We start from the raw sequence: 14,546 nt of genomic DNA on the forward strand, positions 1-14,546 counted from the left end.
TGTCTTGAAGGCATTAGCCGCGCTTGGCAAGGCCCATCTTGATGCGGCCTTCTGCCGGGGTCATGACTCGTGCGCCCAGGCGGCTGAGAATTTCACTGGCGCGTTCCACCAATTGACCGTTGGTGGCGAGCACGCCCTTGTCCAGCCACAGGTTGTCCTCCAGACCGACCCGGACGTTGCCGCCCAGCAACACCGCTTGCGCGGCCATCGGCATCTGCATGCGGCCAATACCAAAGCCCGCCCACACCGCATCGGCGGGCAGATTATCGACCATGGCTTTCATGGTGGTGGTGTCGGCGGGCGCGCCCCATGGAATACCCAGGCACAGCTGGAACAGCGGGTTGTCGAGCAGACCCTCCTTGATCATCTGTTTGGCGAACCACAGGTGGCCGGTGTCGAAGATTTCCAGCTCGGCCTTTACGCCCAGCGCCTGGATACGTCTGGCGCCGGCGCGCAGTTGCGACGGGGTGGACACGTAAATAGTGTCGCCGTCGCCAAAGTTCAGGGTGCCGCAGTCGAGGGTGCAGATTTCCGGCAGCAGTTCCTCGACATGAGCCAGACGTGTCATTGGGCCGACCAGATCGGTATTCGCACCAAACTCCATCGGGCGTTCACCTTCGCCAATCTCCAGATCGCCACCCATGCCAGCGGTGAGGTTGACGATGATGTCGATGTCGGCCTCCCGAATACGCTCCATCACTTCGCGGTACAGCGCCACGTCGCGGCTGAACTTGCCGGTGTGCGGGTCGCGCACATGACAGTGCACCACGGTGGCACCGGCTTTGGCGGCCTCAACCGCGGCGGCCGCGATTTGCTTGGGCGTGACCGGTACGTGAGGGCTTCGGGCGGTCGTGTCGCCAGCACCGGTGAGTGCGCAGGTGATGATGACGTCGTGGTTCATGGGGTGGCTCCTTACAGGCGTGAGGATGCCGTTCGCGACGATGGATGATCGCGAAGCGGCCGTTCAAAATCAGGTTATTGGCTGCTCAATTGAAGATTTGCCGCAGCCGGTTTGCCGTCGAAGGTGGTGACGCCCTCCAGCCAGCGCGCCTGGTCTTGAGGATGGTCTTTGAGCCACTGTCTGGCGGACTCGAGAGCATCCTTGTGATCCAGTAGCGGCTGCATCATCCGGCTCTCGTCGGCGGCGGTGAACGTCAGGTTAGTCAGCAATCTATGCACGTTGGGGCACTGTTCGGCATAAGTCGGCGAAGTGACCGTCCACACCGTAGCCATGCCCTCGTTCGGGCCCAGGGCGTCGTCGCTGCCATTGAGGTAAGTCATCGCCACGTTGACGTTCATCGGGTGCGGTGTCCAGCCGAAAAACACCACGGCTTCCTTGCGGCGTACGGCACGGTCCACGGCGGCGAGCATGCCGGCTTCGCTGGACTCCACCAACTGGAATTTGCCCAGGCCGAACTGGTTTTTGGCGATCATCGCCTTGATCTGGGTATTGGCGCCTGAACCAGGCTCGATGCCGTAGATTTTGCCGCCCAGTTCCTTCTCGAACCTGGCGATGTCGGCAAAGGTCTTCAGGCCCTTGTCCGCCAGGTAAGTCGGCACGGCGAGGGTGGCGCGAGCGTCTTGCAGGCTCGGTTTGTCGAGCACTTTGACCTTCCGGGCCTCGACAAACGGCGTGATGGTCTGGGTCATCAACGGGTTCCAGTAGCCCAGAAAGAGATCCAGGCGCTGGTCACGGATACCGGCGAAAATGATCTGCTGGGAAGCGCTGGTCTGTTTGGTCTTGTAACCCAGGCCGTCGAGCAACACTTGGGTCATGGCGCTGGTTGCGATCACGTCGGTCCAGTTCACCACACCCATGCGCACGTTCTGGCATGAAGCGGCATCAGCCGCCATTACATTGCTGCTCAAGAGCGCGCTGGCGCTGAGTGCAAGCACGCTGCAACTAATCAGTCGGTTCATGGTGGGGCCCTCGGCAGATCGTTATTGTGGTGTGTCGGCGTCTTTGTGCACCGTGGGAACAAATTACCCTGCCTGGAGGGCGGCCAAGCGCACTGCAGCGACCCGCTTTTGCACTGCGGCGACCTGCCCCTTGAATGTCCCGATGAACGGGAGTATCAACGTGCCACGCTGCAGGTCCGAGGAGAGCGTTACCATGGCCCAGGATTTCTATTTTTTGCTGATGCCGGGGTTCTCGGCCATCGGCTTTATCTCCGCGCTGGAGCCCTTGCGGGTGGCCAACCGCTTTGGTGGCGAGCTGTACCGCTGGCACGTCCTCAGCGCCGACGGCGGCGCGGTACAGGCGAGCAACGGCATGTCGGTCAACGCCGACGCGGCGCTTGAGTCGCTGAAAAAAGGCGCGACCCTGCTGGTGGTGGCCGGCTTTGAACCGCTGCAGTTCGCCACGCCGGCCCTGCAGCAATGGCTGCGTCGCCTTGATCATGAAGGCGTGACCCTGGGCGCCATCGACACTGGCGCCTGTGTGCTCGCTGAAACCGGCTTGCTCGATGGCCATCGCCTGACCCTGCATTGGGAAGCCATTGAAGCGTTCAAGGAGTCCTACCCACAGCTCACCGTGACCCAGGAACTGTTCGAGATCGACCGCCGCCGCATCACCTGCGCAGGGGGCACAGCGTCCATCGACCTGATGCTCGACCTGATCGCCCAGGCGCACGGCCCCGAGTTGGCGATTCAGGTATCCGAACAATTCGTACTGGGCCGCATCCGCACGCGCAAGGACCACCAACGCATGCAGATCGCTACGCGCTATGGCATAGCCAACAAGAAGTTGGTGCACGTGATCGGAGAGATGGAACAGCAAACCGAACGCCCCCTCAGCACGCTGGCCCTTGCCGAAGCGATCAACGTCACCCGGCGCCAGCTGGAACGCTTGTTTCGCCTGCACTTGAACGACACGCCGAGCAACTTCTATCTGGGCCTGCGTCTGGAAAGAGCCCGGCAACTGCTGCGGCAAAGCGGTCTGAGTGTGCTGGAAGTGAGCATCGCCTGCGGGTTCGAATCGCCGTCGTATTTCACTCGCAGCTATCGAGCACGTTTTACGAAATGCCCTAGGGAGGATCGGCGGCGGGAGGGGATTTGAGTCTTGTTTTCAGGGGGCGAGGTTGAGTTTCGCGTACGTGGGCTTTGGTGTTGGCTATAGCTGTACTCTTCGGCTGCTGTTGGTAGCAGTGGAAGTAGGAGTGCCAATTTGAGTGATTATATTCGTGCGTTTAGCGGGGGCTGTAGATGTGTAGGCGATGGGGGGATAATTCGTTTAGAGGCTATCCGGATTCCTCAAAAATTTTGACTAGGCTCTAGGCTTTTTACGAAAAGTATTGCGGCCTACAACGTAGGCTGCAGGCCAGCGTGACCATGGCTGCAAAGCTCCTGGCTAGTTTGTGGTAGCGAGTCCCTATTCTTCGGCTCTCTTTCAGCCAACCAAACATCCGCTCAATTATGTTCCGCTGTCGATACTTTGGACGATTAAAGAGTCGGGGCAAGCCAGGTCGTAGTTTGCGTGGGATGGCGCGTAGCGGGATCACGGGCTGCACTCGGTAACGGTCGCATTAATGACGCAGGTGTTCTGCGGCATAGCCTTTGTCAGCCAGTAACCAGCGACTACGCTTGCGTGGTCGCCCCGGCTTACCGGGAATTCGTACCTGATCCAACAGCGGTTGGGCGTGTGCGATATCGCTGGCTTGCCCCGACGAAAAGATGAAGCGTAAGGGAACGCCATTGGCGTCACAGACCATATGGATCTTAGTAGTAAGGCCGCCTCGACTGCGTCCCAAGGCATGGTCTAGCGGTTCTTCAGGCCCCCCTTTTTTCGGAGCCTGAAGAGGCTCGGGCTGCACCCACCGCCGTGGAATAGATCATCCAGGATCAGTCCTTCCCGGTTCAGTCGAATATGCAAGCGCTCCAGTATTCGGTCGAACGTGCCGTCGTCGCGCCAGTTACGAAAATGCTGATACACCGTTGACCAAGGCCTAAAGTGTTCCGGCAGGTCACGCCAGGCTGCGCCCGGGCACAGGATCCACAGGATTCCGTGGCGTACCAGACGATCATCACTGCGTGGTCGACCCATTTTCTGCTCTGTAGAAACCAGATCCCTGATTAATTCCCACCATGCATCTGAGAGTTTGTAACGCTTTGCCATGCGGGCTTCTAGCCAATCATGGCGGCAATTCTACCCGCACCGACTTTTCGTACAAAACCTAGCCTTGTTCTACAACGCTCTCTGGCGCTGCTTCGAGGTGATCACTTACACTGCCATGGCTTTCTTCATTGATCTCGCCATCCTCACTGGCCTCGTCGTCCCCTTCGAACCTAAACCTTTTTGGCACAGGCGCCTGGTCGTCCTCTACCGGGGAATAGAAGCCTTTGCTGATCTTTTTCGTGTAGCCTTTCGAGTAGAAAGTACCCATCGCGTTAGCGAAAATCTTTCTCCACTCGACTGAAGCAACGGATGTCAGTCTGTTGAACCGACCATGGATTTCATCCGCGAGTGCATTCACGTCCATGACCGCTCCGGGTTTGAAAGTAGCAATTCTTACCTGAGCGAAAATAAATGCGATCAAATAGAATCTTCGCCCTTCGGGTAGTTGGACTTTGAGTACATTTGAGCGCATCTTTTTTCGTTCTGCACGGAATAGCGAGGCGGCTGCGGCAATGTTCAATGACAGGTTCGGTTGCAAGTCACGAATACGATCTTTACACAGCTCACCGGACACCACTCCATCCATCAAGAGGATTTCATCTATGATAAGTTTTTCTGGATAGGGCGTTCTGTTTGCCTCTGTTTCACACAGCGTACAAATAGTTTTGACGGTGTCAGTGTGTGGCGTTAAGTCGCCACACTCTTTGCATGCATAGAACATTAATCTCTGCGGAGAGTACGAGTCAGCGGAATCTGGCGATGACGGATTTATCTTGGCCAAATGGAAACTATTAGTTGAGTTTTTCGGCCAAAAAAATATAGGCTGAGGTAGCTTGTGCGCCAGATAAGCGATCCACATTTTCACCAGTGAATGATCTGCGTCTGCTTCTATGAGCCAGGCTCGCCAAAATTCGGCCCAGTAAATGTTAAGGCTAGCGAGATTTATCGGTGTTCTTTTTGTGGAGCGAGCTACTATGTTATCGATACGCAGCTTGTTTTTTTCATCCTGCAAGGTCGCTTGGTGGTTGGGGAGGCTTTTAAGTCTGGACCTAAATGCTTCCTTTCCTGACCATGTACGACTAGAAGCATTGTAAATGGCTATACATTTTGACGTTGCCCGAGAGTATGCGCTAAATAACTCAGCGGTATCGAGCAGCTCCGCGCCAAGGACCAAAATAACAGGTGCCTCCAATCCCCGGAATTTTGTAATCGTTTCGTAACGTGGACGCTCTTTTATCAAGTAGTCAATATATTGTCTTGATATAAATCTGGCGATCAAAATTACGATGTCTTCAGGTGAAACTCCGCTGTCAATGAGTTTTTGTCTAAGGAAACTCTGAAAAAGACTTCCAAATCTGGTGAAATACGCCAGTCCCAAGCACTGAACGGTTGAGTCCCGATGAAGCAGATGTCCTTCGCTGACGCCGAATACGCTGGCAAACGCAAACAAACCCGCCGTGAACGCTTCCTGATCGAGATGGATCAGGTCGTGCCCTGGAATGGCTTGGTCAAACTGATCGAGCCACACTATCCAAAGGGCGAAGGTGGTCGCCCTGCCTATCCGTTGATGGCGATGTTGCGGGTTCATCTGATGCAAAACTGGTTCGGCTACAGCGATCCGGCCATGGAAGAATCGCTCTACGAAACCACAATTCTGCGACAGTTTGCAGGACTGCACCTGGATCGGATTCCGGACGAAACCACGATCCTCAATTTCCGCCGACTGCTGGAGAAACATGAGCTGGCCGGTGGGATTTTGCAGGTCATCAATGGCTATTTGGGCGACCGTGGTTTGTTGCTGCGCCAGGGCACCGTGGTCGATGCAACGATCATCCATGCGGCGAGTTCGACCAAGAACGAGGACGGAAAACGTGACCCTGAAATGCACCAGACGAAGAAAGGAAATCAATATTTCTTCGGGATGAAAGCGCACATCGGTGTCGATGCCGAATCCGGTTTGGTGCATAGCGTGGTGGGCACGGCGGCGAATGTAGCTGACGTAACTCAGGTCGACCAGTTACTGCACGGAGAAGAAACTTACGTCTCTGGCGACGCGGGCTACACCGGTGTCGAAAAGCGTCCCGAGCATCAAAATCGCCAAATGATATGGTCGATTGCAGCGCGGCCCAGCAGTTATAAAAAGCATGCAAAGGAAAGTCTGATCGGGCGCATGCGTCGCAAAATCGAATACGCGAAAGCTCAACTGCGCGCCAAGGTTGAGCATCCGTTTCGAGTGATCAAACGCCAGTTTGGTTATACGAAAGTACGCTTCCGAGGCCTGCTGAAAAACACTGCGCAGCAGACCACGCTATTTGCTCTGTCCAATCTGTGGATGATGCGAAAACGACTGCTGAATACAGGAGAGGTGCGCCTGTAATGTGGACAATTGACGCTAAAAAGCGCTTGTCCGAAGAAAAAAGAGGAGTTGGGCGAGGCAAAGGTCTGATTTTCGATTGAAACGACGTTTTTTGAAACTTTGAAGCAACGGGAGGGTTAAAAAGTCTGCCTACTTCAGACCTTCCCTAACGTCGGAAGCTTCCTTGCATGGATCTGCGCTAATTATCTCTACGGCGGTCTCATACTCCAATGTTCTTGGAGTCGAATGTTGAAGTTTAGGGGGCATGACCTCTTCGAGTATGCTTGTGACGGCCTTTGGCATTCGCAGGATGATGGTTAGTGGAAATGGATGTACGTCAAGCAGCTCGGTAAGGCCCTTCAGGGAGATGTTCCCCCGTTCGTACGGGAATACCTGCGTTTCGTCGCAGAAGAACGCTTTGGGCTTGTTATGGAACCAGCTAGTTAGAGTTTCGCACCAAGATGGGGTGAGCGCTTGGGACTCGTCGACAAGCAAGGCGCTGTAATCGGCTATGCGCCCTTGATCAATGGCGTCTTTCAGATCGAGTGCGCATTGTTGCTTGTACCACTCATCCTCCTTTCCTGCTTCACTTGCGCGGCCCAAAGCGTTGCGCGCCTGCCCACATAGGCCGTGCCAGGTCACCACTTCGCAGTTTTTCGAGTCAGCGAGCTGGGTGCGGACGTACTCCGTGAGCTTGTTGTTGAACGAGACCACCAGCACTTTCTTTTTCTGAGCGGCCAGTCTCCTAGCGGTTTCGATCACAATCAGAGTTTTGCCGGTTCCTGGCCATCCGGTCACAAGGGAGGTCTTGTTCTTTAGCACCCTCGTGACTACCGTGTTCTGTTCCGCTGTCAGTTGAAGCCAGAGCTTGTTGTCGAAGAAGATGCGACTGGCCCAGCCACGCCTGCCGTCGATTTCTGGGGTGAGAAATTCAACGACGCGAGCGACGCGGGCTTCGCCTAAGTCGAAATTTCCCAAGGTGGTTTTCCAGTAGTCCATCAATTCGACGACACGTTGCGTGACGTTCGGCATCTCTCGACAGTCGATGTAGAGCGGCTGTGGGGGAGAGGAAGTCGTGTCGTACATTCCTGGCGTGGTCGCCTTCCCTGCAAAATCGGATTCGGGAAAAATAAATCCGTAGCCGATCCGGAATCGAAGTGACGGATCGGCCCCCAACCACCTGGCGATTCCGTGGGTGCTGTTGCGGGTCTGGCCGACGGGGTCGATGGTGTAATGTTTGTGGAGGTGGACAAACCGGTTGTTCCTAACGCCGTATTCGCCGCTCTTCACTTCAAGCACAAGCAGCCCTTTTTCCGGATGGACGATCAAAAAATCGATCTCTCCGGTCGGCTTTGCTTGAGGGTCAACCTTGTTCACAGCGGAGCAGAGCCAAGGAAGGCTATGGATGACAACGTAGTCGTCCGGTAGCTCCGTCTTGAAGATGGTGTAGAGATCTCGTTCGCCCTTGCTGTTAGTGTCACAACGTTTTTGGTCAGGAATCATCCTTGCCATCAATGCAGCGCCTTCTACTGATTTACTCAATACCCCGTAGGTGGGCCTGAGGCGCGTGAGGTCCTCGGGCAGTCCGGGATTGGATAGGGTAATTAGGGTTGCTCACGAACCTGCATCCAGTCGAAAAAATCTTCGGATGCAAAGCCGACGCTGCAGTTCGCGTCGAACCGCTCGTTGATTCTGATGAGAGTCATCCGCTTAGCTTCTTGTGGTGAGGTCGGGAAGAAAGCTCCACCAGGTTCGCTGTGCATGAAGAAATCGCCGAGCTTTGCTCCGCAGTTTTCGCAGTGATTCATCAGGTAGCGGCTGCCTGCCGTTTTGCTGTAGGCCTGCTTGAACTTGTCGGTGAAGTGATGGATCTGCGTCATGACCAAGGGGGAGAGGCTGTCGACGTTAGAGACCGTTCCGCGATACCCATGGCACTTCCATTCGCCGAGGTTGCTTGTGAGCGCGAAATCTTCGTCCTCATCCTCGTAGTATTCGAATTCCTCGTGTTGCTCGGGCAGCTTGAATGAGAACACGCGGGTCAAATTGGAGCAGCCCCAGCAGTCGGACACCGACTCCATGACGTAGTAGTAAGGCGCTCTCACGCAAAATTCTGGTCCATGCTCCAGGTCCGCGTACTCTGTTGCCGGCAGCCATTGAGCCAAGGGGCCGATGCCGACACCCTCGGGGATGTACCAAGTCTTCAGGCTAGGGTCCCACCTGGCACCGAGTGATTTTGCTTCATCTTTTTCTGAGAAGGGGACTTTCAGATCAATCCTTGCCATTTCTGTATCCGTACGTATTGCTCATCAGTAAACGTCAGTTCCCATGCTAGAGCCTTCTGGCCCTGTTGGGTACCTTCGAGCTCTAGAAAAAGATCGACAAAGCAGGCTGATGGCGGGATGTGCTGCAATAGCCCGCTGGTCTGTCTTGGTCAGAGGTTAATCCATAGCTGCGCTCAATGGATGGGGCTTCAATCAGGCTGTATACATAGCCTGCTCACCGACTATGGCTGTTATCTGAGGTTAGGCATTGAAAGGAGGCCTATAACTCCGCTCAGGGCAGCAGCCAAGTGCTGTTTGGGGTGGCTGACCAGATGCCGACTGCTTGGCACTGCTCTAGAATCGGCAGAATGTAGGTGATGTTGGTACGGCCCGGCTTGCCTTCTGCTCTGTAACGAGCCGCTTGGCAAAGTGGGCCTGCTTTTTCGTACGTATGGTTGGAGCTGATCTCCACAGCTTGTGCTTGGCCGAAATGATTGTTAACGACGAGGTATTCCAACGTTTGCTGGAAAGCTGCTCGAGTCAGCTCCAACCGAGAGTCTTCCGATCCGGTCTCAATCACAACGCGATTTGCATCAACAGTAGCGATACGGAAACGGGCGCTACGCGACGGTGTTTGCAGTTCCTTGCCTTGCAGGCGGCTGATCAATGCCCAGAGAGTGTTGTCAACTTGAATGATATGCTGCATGCGATAATTCCTTCGTTGCTGAGCGGACGCTAGCTTTGGCCTGAAGCGACTTATGGAATCTTGATGCCCAACGCATTTAGCGATGGCGTATCCATCCGGCCATTCACTGTCAGTCCACTGTCCATCTGAAAGGCCATCAACGCACCACGTGTCGCCTTGCCCATCACCCCATCAATGGTGCCTTGGTAATACTGGCGCACCATCAGCGCGGTCTGAACACGGGTGACCAGGTTGCTTTTCTGCTCATTGGTCGCGCGGCTCTTTGAAGTGCTCGAACTTGTCCCGCCGGTGGTGTCAGACGACTGATAAAGGCTGTTGCCGCTTGAGGTGCTGCTCGAAGAATTCGGCGCGTTGTAGCTTCGAGTGCTGGTAGCGGGTGGGTTGTAGTAGCGAGGTGCGCTATAGCCACCCGAGCCGCTGTAGTGAGAACTATGCGAGCTGTGGGATCGGTGTGAACTGTGCGAGCGATGTGCCGCATAGATGTTGACGGTGTCTGGCGCATTGAGCGTATCGGCAAATGCCGGGGGCTGTAGCTTGTCGTTGGGTTGCCAGTTCGCATCGGCGAGCGACAGATGGCCCGCCTGTGCCAGGGTGGTACCTGCCATTGGCAGCAAGCTGATCCCACTGATCAGAACTTTCCAGCGGTCGAGCAATTTCACTGTGCACTCCTTGCATAGGCGCTAAAGGCCTCGGTCGATAGTAGTTGTACGCCGCGGCTCTGCCAGCGGTCGGTTTGAGATTTGAAGAAGCCAGAGCAATGTTTGACGGCAGCGCATTGTTGGCAGGTATCGATGAACAGATTCTTCCAGTCCGAGATGCTCTGGCGGGCGAAACGCGAGAGGTGAGCCGGGATTAGGCACAGGGGCAAGTTGTAGATCGAGACCGGCACTCCGCGGTTGAACAGGAAATACACGGCCTGGCTCAACGACTCTTGATAGTCCAGCGGGTCAATCCACAGTTCTTCGTAGTTTTTCCTGGCCAGGCCGGTGCTTTCGATACCCATCAGCGCAACATGCCGCACGAAGGGCAGGTTCCTGAACACGTAATGGGCGAGCTCGGGTAAGCGTGGTGTGGTCAGGCGATTGAGTACCACGCGTATCTCGACGATCTGGTTGGCGCGCGCCAGGTTGTAAAGACCTTGCAGGGTTTCGCTGAACGCGCCTGGAGCCTGCACCACATGATCATGATCTTCTGCATTGTCGGCATACAGCGGGATGCCCCAACTCAACTGAGGGTGGCCGATGGCAGAGAGCGCTGCGATCCAGCTCGGGTCTTGGAACAGACGCCCGTTGCTGAGCACATGAATGGATTTCTGAGGCAAAACGGCTCTGCACTTGGCCAGGATTTCGAGCAGGCCGTCGCGATAAAGCGTTGGTTCTCCGCCGCTGATTCCCAGATTTTCCTCGCCCGGGTCCATCAGGTCGATCAGCCGTAGGTTCTCCTCGATGTGCCAACGGTCATCGATATCTTTGGGCGGCTGCGAGCACATCAGGCAGAGGCTGTTGCAACGATCGGTCATGAACAGCAGGTTGCTGTCTGAGCCTCGTCGATAGAGCACTCGCACCATCGCGTTGCCTGGTGTGATGGCAATGACATCGCCGGGCTGCACGACATCCGCATCTTTAGGGGTGTGCAGGTGTGGCCGCGCGCTGTCGAAGTCGCCGATCATTGGCTCTGGGATCAGGAATCCACCCACTGGTAATGAGAGCAGATACGGGATCCGTAGCCGTTCTTCGTTTGGCAGCCAAAGCAGCAGGTCACCGAACTCAGCGCTTCCAGCACAAACAGCCAGGCCTTGTTCGATGAACTCATCCAGAGTGATGACCTTGAGCAGTTTCGGCTCATTCAGATGATGGATTTCGAAGTGGGTATCTTTGCGTAGCATCGCCATCAGCCCCTGTAACCCGGGAACCGGACATCGTTGTAAGAGCGCCTGTTCAACCAAGACAGCAGCACCCTCTGCACGTTGTCGTCGCCATCGCAAAGCAGGCCGAAAAGATGCTTCAGCAGCCCCATGTTCTTCTTGCAGAAGCTGCTGAACACTCGGTGTCCGATCGGGTCAGCTTGGCGGGCATAGTGTTCGACGGGGTCAGCACCACAGTACGGGACAAGTGCGCAGTCGGAGCAGCCCGGCAGCGCCTCTGCTACACCACTGGCGAGCAACGCATTCATAACGGGCGATGCGAGTAATTCAGACAAGGGTTGCTGCACGGTGCCTAGCCTCAAGCCGTCTTCACCCATCTCCAGCAACATCCGGGCTTCGTCCGAGGGATAGACGTAACCGTCATAGTTGTAAACCAGCACCGCAGTGCCTGCGCCAGCAGGGGAGCGCAGGTCTACATAACCGGAGGAGAAGGGTGTCAGGATATTCTTCAACAGCAGGCTCGTATAACTCTCTGAGAGGTATACACCCTGTTGGTTGATATTTAGCAAATAAGCCAGTGCCTCCTTGTAGAAGGCCAGGTATCGCTCAATAGTGTAATCGAGTCGATGGGCACTCTTGGTGGCAAACCCATAAGGGCTCAGAGGCCGAAGCGAGATGCTGGAGAAGCCTTGGTTTACATACTCATCGATGATCGCTTTAGGTTGTTCGAGGCTTCTTGAAGTCAGCGTGGTTAGCGCGGAAACGGCATCATGGCCAAGGCGCTCACGGACCCACTGGATGCCTTTTAAAGTGCGTTCGTAGGAGTTTCGTAACGGAGTAGGGCGGTTGGCATTGTGCAAGGGCGCCGGTCCATCGAGCGAGGTCGAAAACTGGATGCGATTCTGTTCTGCGAAATCGAGTATTTCCTCTGTCAGATGATGCAGCGTGGTGGTGATGACAAACTGGATATCCCGTTGTTCGACCACGTTCCGTTCAACGACCCATTCGACAATCTGGCGGACACGCTCGAAGGCCAGAAGCGGCTCGCCACCCTGAAACTCCACAGTCAGAGCAGGAGCGTTCGATTCGAACAGGCGATCGACCGCCGCCTGTGCATCCGCTTCCGACAGGTCGTGGCCGGCCCCTCCCAGAGGAGCCCGCGACACTTGGCAGTATTGGCAGGTATGGTTGCAGCGCAATGTAACCACGAACAAGTGGAGTGCAGGGCCTTGGAAGAGGAAGTCCTTGCGGCTGCGATACTGCGCGGCCATTTCCGGGAGCGGGTCGTGGCGGCCTGGTTCGTAGATGAAGTGGCGGGCCAGCAGGTCCTTGTAGAAGGGCGTACTTGCTTGAAGATCGAAGTAACTGAGGGCTCGCAATTGCGCGTCGTTCACGTGCATGTACTCACCGGTATCGGAGGTGAGCAGGATGTCACGGTCACGTCCCGTATTCATGCGCATGAATCGAAAAGGCAACAAGTGGTAGTGCTTGGCGTCTGTCGCAATCAGTGTCACTGCGAAACCCCACATCCAGCGAGCGCGGCTCGGGCCAGGATTTCACGTAATTCTGTTGTTTCGCGGTTAATATGGTCGCGTAGGGCGAAGTCGTTCAGATGCTGGAGGATCAGTGAGTGAGCTTGCTCTGGGGACAGCGCTAGCCTTGCTTCGGCAGGGTGGGCCGTGAGGCTAATCTGATTGGTTTCAATACTGACCTGGATCGCGACAATGTCGGCCAGTGAATAAGCGGCGCGTTGCACTACGCTGAGCGGGTAGGCTGGGCTGTCGAGTTTCAGCGTGACTGGCCATGTCATCGGGACCGCTCCTTCAAATCCGTTGGGAACGTGTGAATTTTGCTGGTTGTCGAAGCATTATGCCATCATATTTTTTTATATTTGCACGCATCTGTCCAGAGTGGTGGGTGACGCGCTCACTACGGCTCTGCCATTGATATGGGGCGGGCCGAGGGCTCATATCTCCCCCAGTCCACCCACCCTCATCAATAGCTCACTGGACCTCAGGCTGCGCATCCTTTTCAAACCATCCAAAGCATGCCCACAGATATGCTCCCAACGTAGCAATCCTCTGAAAGTAAATAGATCTCCGTGACCCATGAAAAGCCGGAAATAACCAGCTAAACAGCCTGCCCAACGACCCCTAAAGACTATCCGGATCCCAAAAAAACATCTGAATCCGCGACCTCAACCAACGCTCCCCCGGATCATTATCCTGCGCGCCGCGCCAAGCCATGTGCAGTTCGAACGTTCGGGTTTCAATCGGCAGGTCTTCAGAGCGCACGCCTCCTGCGGCGGTCAGGACCTGCGCCGCATAATCAGGCACGGTGGCGATGATGTCGGTGCCGGTGAGCAGTGTGGCCAGGCCGTTGAACTGGGGCACGGCGAGGACGACGTGGCGTTTGCGGTCGAGTTTCTCGAGGTGTTCGTCGATGAAGCCGCTCAGGTCGCCGGCGAAGGAGACCAGTGCGTGGGGGCGGGCGCAGAAGTCGTCGAGGCTCAACGGGCCGGGTATCGAGTCGGCGCGCAGCAGTTGCGGCTTGCTCCTGCGCAAGACCTTGCGCTTGGCGTTGGCGGGCAGGTCCTGGGTGTAGCTGACGCCGACGGAAATCTCCCCGGAGGCGAGCAGGGGAGGCATGAGGATGTAATTGACTCGTCTGACCACCAGCACAATGCCCGGCGCTTCGGAGCGCAGACGCTTGAGCAGGGTGGGCAGCAGCGCGAACTCGACGTCATCGGACAGGCCGATGCGGAACACCGAGGTGCTGGTCGCCGGGTCGAACTCTGAGGCGCGGCTGACCGCTGTCGAGATGGAGTCGAGTGCCGGGGAGAGCAGGGCGAAGATTTCCGTCGCTCGGGCGGTGGGCTCCATGCTGCGCCCGGTGCGCACGAACAGTGGATCATCGAACAGGCCGCGTAGCCGCGACAGCGCAGCGCTGATTGCCGGCTGGCCGAGAAACAGCTTTTCCGCCGCACGTGTGACGCTGCGCTCATGCATCAGGGTCTCGAAAACGATGAGCAAGTTGAGGTCGACGCGACGCAGGTCGTTGCGATTCATGCGGAATATCTCGGGCCATTTGTCGGTTGAGGACGTGAGCAGGGTGCGATAGTACGAGCAAATGCGGGTCGGGCGCAGCGAAAATTACTGTGAGGGTTACTGAATGTCCACACGGCTTGCAATGTTTCGTCGACATGCGAACAATGGCGGCCATTACGCGCATCGACGCCCAGACGC

13 protein-coding genes and 1 pseudogene are annotated in these 14,546 nt (G+C 56.1%); 2 read left to right on the forward strand and 12 right to left on the reverse strand.

Annotation, left to right across the window (positions count from 1 at the left end):
- Window positions 1-13 precede the first annotated feature (13 nt).
- Together cdhC and PCPL58_RS14425 are read right to left on the reverse strand one after the other, a co-directional pair.
- The gene (cdhC, locus tag PCPL58_RS14420; RefSeq protein ID WP_065349722.1) at window positions 14-901 is read right to left on the reverse strand and encodes a 3-dehydrocarnitine:acetyl-CoA trimethylamine transferase CdhC; all 888 of its coding nucleotides are present in this window, start codon (window positions 899-901) and stop codon (window positions 14-16) included.
- A gap of 74 nt (window positions 902-975) precedes the next feature.
- Window positions 976-1,920, reverse strand: a complete 945-nt coding sequence (locus tag PCPL58_RS14425; RefSeq protein WP_065349723.1) for a choline ABC transporter substrate-binding protein — start codon at window positions 1,918-1,920, stop codon at window positions 976-978.
- A 193-nt stretch (window positions 1,921-2,113) separates the two neighbouring features.
- Here PCPL58_RS14425 and PCPL58_RS14430 point away from each other — a divergent pair, with 193 nt between their 5' ends.
- The gene (locus PCPL58_RS14430) at window positions 2,114-3,058 is read left to right on the forward strand and encodes a GlxA family transcriptional regulator (RefSeq protein WP_065349724.1); all 945 of its coding nucleotides are present in this window, start codon (window positions 2,114-2,116) and stop codon (window positions 3,056-3,058) included.
- Window positions 3,059-3,281: 223 nt separating this feature from the next.
- Here the strand turns inward: PCPL58_RS14430 and PCPL58_RS29575 are convergent.
- Both PCPL58_RS29575 and PCPL58_RS14440 read right to left on the reverse strand, forming a co-directional pair.
- Window positions 3,282-4,114 (reverse strand): annotated as a pseudogene (locus PCPL58_RS29575) (IS5 family transposase).
- Between the two features lie 58 nt (window positions 4,115-4,172).
- Window positions 4,173-5,492, reverse strand: a complete 1,320-nt coding sequence (locus tag PCPL58_RS14440) for a hypothetical protein (protein WP_232002936.1) — start codon at window positions 5,490-5,492, stop codon at window positions 4,173-4,175.
- Between the two features lie 21 nt (window positions 5,493-5,513).
- On the opposite strand from PCPL58_RS14440, the gene PCPL58_RS14445 reads away from it, so the two are divergent.
- Window positions 5,514-6,491 (forward strand): IS5 family transposase, encoded by a 978-nt coding sequence (locus PCPL58_RS14445; protein ID WP_065348561.1) that lies wholly within the window; start codon window positions 5,514-5,516, stop codon window positions 6,489-6,491.
- Between the two features lie 129 nt (window positions 6,492-6,620).
- Here the strand turns inward: PCPL58_RS14445 and PCPL58_RS14450 are convergent, their stop codons facing one another.
- From PCPL58_RS14450 to PCPL58_RS14485, 8 genes are all read right to left on the reverse strand, one after another.
- A complete protein-coding gene (locus PCPL58_RS14450) occupies window positions 6,621-7,982 on the reverse strand; it encodes an AAA family ATPase (RefSeq protein ID WP_232002939.1) in 1,362 nt (453 codons plus the stop codon).
- A 92-nt stretch (window positions 7,983-8,074) separates the two neighbouring features.
- Entirely contained in the window at window positions 8,075-8,752 is a 678-nt protein-coding gene (locus PCPL58_RS14455; RefSeq protein ID WP_065349725.1) for a DUF5710 domain-containing protein, read from the reverse strand.
- A gap of 271 nt (window positions 8,753-9,023) precedes the next feature.
- Window positions 9,024-9,437 (reverse strand): hypothetical protein, encoded by a 414-nt coding sequence (locus PCPL58_RS14460; protein WP_065349726.1) that lies wholly within the window; start codon window positions 9,435-9,437, stop codon window positions 9,024-9,026.
- 50 nt (window positions 9,438-9,487) lie between these two features.
- A complete protein-coding gene (gene hxsA, locus PCPL58_RS14465; protein WP_024663656.1) occupies window positions 9,488-10,096 on the reverse strand; it encodes a His-Xaa-Ser repeat protein HxsA in 609 nt (202 codons plus the stop codon).
- Window positions 10,093-11,328, reverse strand: coding sequence for a His-Xaa-Ser system radical SAM maturase HxsC (hxsC, locus tag PCPL58_RS14470; protein ID WP_054080993.1), 1,236 nt, complete (start codon window positions 11,326-11,328; stop codon window positions 10,093-10,095). Before hxsC ends, hxsA begins: the two co-directional genes overlap by 4 nt.
- Entirely contained in the window at window positions 11,328-12,815 is a 1,488-nt protein-coding gene (gene hxsB, locus PCPL58_RS14475) for a His-Xaa-Ser system radical SAM maturase HxsB (RefSeq protein ID WP_065349727.1), read from the reverse strand. Before hxsB ends, hxsC begins: the two co-directional genes overlap by 1 nt.
- Entirely contained in the window at window positions 12,812-13,111 is a 300-nt protein-coding gene (gene hxsD, locus PCPL58_RS14480; protein WP_024663653.1) for a His-Xaa-Ser system protein HxsD, read from the reverse strand. The genes hxsB and hxsD overlap by 4 nt, the downstream gene beginning before the upstream one ends.
- A gap of 343 nt (window positions 13,112-13,454) precedes the next feature.
- The gene (locus tag PCPL58_RS14485; RefSeq protein ID WP_065349728.1) at window positions 13,455-14,369 is read right to left on the reverse strand and encodes a LysR family transcriptional regulator; all 915 of its coding nucleotides are present in this window, start codon (window positions 14,367-14,369) and stop codon (window positions 13,455-13,457) included.
- Window positions 14,370-14,546: the final 177 nt, after the last annotated feature.

Source organism: Pseudomonas cerasi (assembly GCF_900074915.1).
Lineage (GTDB): Bacteria > Pseudomonadota > Gammaproteobacteria > Pseudomonadales > Pseudomonadaceae > Aquipseudomonas > Aquipseudomonas cerasi.

Excerpts from the sequence above, each read along its gene's own strand:
- cdhC (WP_065349722.1), bottom strand. The coding sequence starts at position 901 with ATGAACCACGACGTCATCATCACCTGCGCACTCACCGGTGCTGGCGAC.
- PCPL58_RS14425 (WP_065349723.1), bottom strand. The coding sequence starts at position 1,920 with ATGAACCGACTGATTAGTTGCAGCGTGCTTGCACTCAGCGCCAGCGCG.
- PCPL58_RS14430 (WP_065349724.1), top strand. The coding sequence starts at position 2,114 with ATGGCCCAGGATTTCTATTTTTTGCTGATGCCGGGGTTCTCGGCCATC.
- PCPL58_RS14445 (WP_065348561.1), top strand. The coding sequence starts at position 5,514 with ATGAAGCAGATGTCCTTCGCTGACGCCGAATACGCTGGCAAACGCAAA.
- PCPL58_RS14450 (WP_232002939.1), bottom strand. The coding sequence starts at position 7,982 with ATGGCAAGGATGATTCCTGACCAAAAACGTTGTGACACTAACAGCAAG.
- PCPL58_RS14455 (WP_065349725.1), bottom strand. The coding sequence starts at position 8,752 with ATGGCAAGGATTGATCTGAAAGTCCCCTTCTCAGAAAAAGATGAAGCA.
- PCPL58_RS14460 (WP_065349726.1), bottom strand. The coding sequence starts at position 9,437 with ATGCAGCATATCATTCAAGTTGACAACACTCTCTGGGCATTGATCAGC.
- hxsC (WP_054080993.1), bottom strand. The coding sequence starts at position 11,328 with ATGGCGATGCTACGCAAAGATACCCACTTCGAAATCCATCATCTGAAT.
- hxsD (WP_024663653.1), bottom strand. The coding sequence starts at position 13,111 with ATGACATGGCCAGTCACGCTGAAACTCGACAGCCCAGCCTACCCGCTC.
- PCPL58_RS14485 (WP_065349728.1), bottom strand. The coding sequence starts at position 14,369 with ATGAATCGCAACGACCTGCGTCGCGTCGACCTCAACTTGCTCATCGTT.